This is a genomic window from Campylobacter sp. BCW_6877 (assembly GCF_001762445.1).
GTDB lineage: Bacteria > Campylobacterota > Campylobacteria > Campylobacterales > Campylobacteraceae > Campylobacter_D > Campylobacter_D jejuni.
Genome location: NZ_MJWW01000049.1, coordinates 1 through 2063, shown reverse-complemented (window position 1 = coordinate 2063; position 2063 = coordinate 1). Strand labels below are relative to the sequence as shown.

3 protein-coding genes are annotated in these 2063 nt (G+C 30.8%); all 3 read right to left on the bottom strand.

Going from position 1 to position 2063, the window contains the following annotated elements; all coding sequences use genetic code 11:
• Window positions 1–803 (bottom strand): ankyrin repeat domain-containing protein (locus AJ936_RS06835; RefSeq protein WP_079860603.1); only part of this gene is annotated, 803 nt, incomplete at its 3' end.
• A 33-nt stretch (window positions 804–836) separates the two neighbouring features.
• Entirely contained in the window at window positions 837–1166 is a 330-nt protein-coding gene (locus AJ936_RS06830) for a hypothetical protein (RefSeq protein ID WP_002882136.1), read from the bottom strand.
• Window positions 1167–1181: 15 nt separating this feature from the next.
• Window positions 1182–2051, bottom strand: coding sequence for an ankyrin repeat domain-containing protein (locus AJ936_RS06825; protein ID WP_148122967.1), 870 nt, complete (start codon window positions 2049–2051; stop codon window positions 1182–1184).
• Between the last annotated feature and the right edge of the window lie 12 nt (window positions 2052–2063).

Here is a 2063-nt window from a genome sequence, read left to right as displayed (position 1 = left end):
ATATTGTATTCTTTAACCAATTGTTCCCAAGTCTTAGCACCTGCTTTTTTTAAGATTGTTTTATTTTTATTTATTCCAAAAGAAATAGCTTGATCCAATGGAGTATTAGGTTTAAAATAATTAATTTTATCATCTTTAGTTTTATTGATAGTGCAATTAGCAGCATTGACATCAGCTCCATATTTGATCAAAATTTCCAAACAAGTTCCAATAGGTTTTTTATCGGATGTTGCAGCTATATGTAAAAGGGTTGTTCCTGCATCGATATAACTGTGTTCATGTTCTGTTTTAATATTTCTCATATTTACATCAGCGCCAAATTGTAAAGCCACTTCTAAAGAATTTACAGACTCAGGATCGCCAAGCAATATCCAAGAATGCAAAGGGGTGGCACCTCGTTCATCATAAACTTCAAATTTACATCCTTTTTTAAAAAAATAATCAATCATTTTTTTATTTTTTCCACCCACTCCAATATAATCAGTAAGGGCATTATTTCCTAAACACTCATCATCAGCTTTAAGTCCTAAACTCTCAAAATACTCCATCATTTCAAAACTTTGACTCTTATCATAAGCGATCCCTGCCCAAGCTAAAGTAGAACTAGGATTAAAAAAAGGTATAGGATGACCACACCAATATACCTTACGACGTTTCTCTAAAAATACTTCAGGCACGGGATAATCTTTTAAAAACTCTTTCACTTCTTTAAGTTTATTATTTTTAACAAGTCTAAAAAACTCCCAACCTAACTCCCTTATAGCTTCTTCATCCATAGCTTGCATTTCTTCTAAAGTTTTCATTTGTTTTTCCTTAAAATAATTTTTTAATTTTTTTTATTTGTTAAAATTTTCCAAAGCTTTATCTAAATCTTTAGCCTCTAAAAGTGATCGAAGAATTTTGCAAATCTCACTTAAATCTTCAAAGCAAAGTACATTTGTAATAAACCACTCATCAAATTCTTCCTCAGTAGCATCACGATAAGATATTCCTGTTTCTTCTTCAAAAGCGACTTCGTATTCTTCTGGATCGATATGATCATACGCATCACTTAAAAAACCCTCTAAATGAGAATTAACAGCCTGTAAAACTTCTTTGCTAGGTTTTGTTTTTAAGAATTCTTTAAAATTCTCAAGATTGTCTAAAATTTCAACATCAAATTCCATAATATCTCCTTTTTATTATTTTTTTATCTTTCTTCTTTCTTCATACATTTTAATTTGTTCTGGTTCTTCCAAGCTTGTATCGATATTGTATTCTTTAACCAATTGTTCCCAAGTCTTAGCACCTGCTTTTTTTAAGATTGTTTTATTTTTATTTATTCCAAAAGAAATAGCTTGATCCAATGGAGTATTAGGTTTAAAATAATTAATTTTATCATCTTTAGTTTTATTGATAGTGCAATTAGCAGCATTGACATCAGCTCCATATTTGATCAAAATTTCCAAACAAGTTCCAATAGGTTTTTTATCGGATGTTGCAGCTATATGTAAAAGGGTTGTTCCTGCATCGATATAACTGTGTTCATGTTCTGTTTTAATATTTCTCATATTTACATCAGCGCCAAATTGTAAAGCCACTTCTAAAGAATTTACAGACTCAGGATCGCCAAGCAATATCCAAGAATGCAAAGGGGTGGCACCTCGTTCATCATAAACTTCAAATTTACATCCTTTTTTAAAAAAATAATCAATCATTTTTTTATTTTTTCCACCCACTCCAATATAATCAGTAAGGGCATTATTTCCTAAACACTCATCATCAGCTTTAAGTCCTAAACTCTCAAAATACTCCATCATTTCAAAACTTTGACTCTTATCATAAGCGATCCCTGCCCAAGCTAAAGTAGAACTAGGATTAAAAAAAGGTATAGGATGACCACACCAATATACCTTACGACGTTTCTCTAAAAATACTTCAGGCACGGGATAATCTTTTAAAAACTCTTTCACTTCTTTAAGTTTATTATTTTTAACAAGTCTAAAAAACTCCCAACCTAACTCCCTTATAGCTTCTTCATCCATAGCTTGCATTTCTTCTAAAGTTTTCATTTGTTTTTCCTT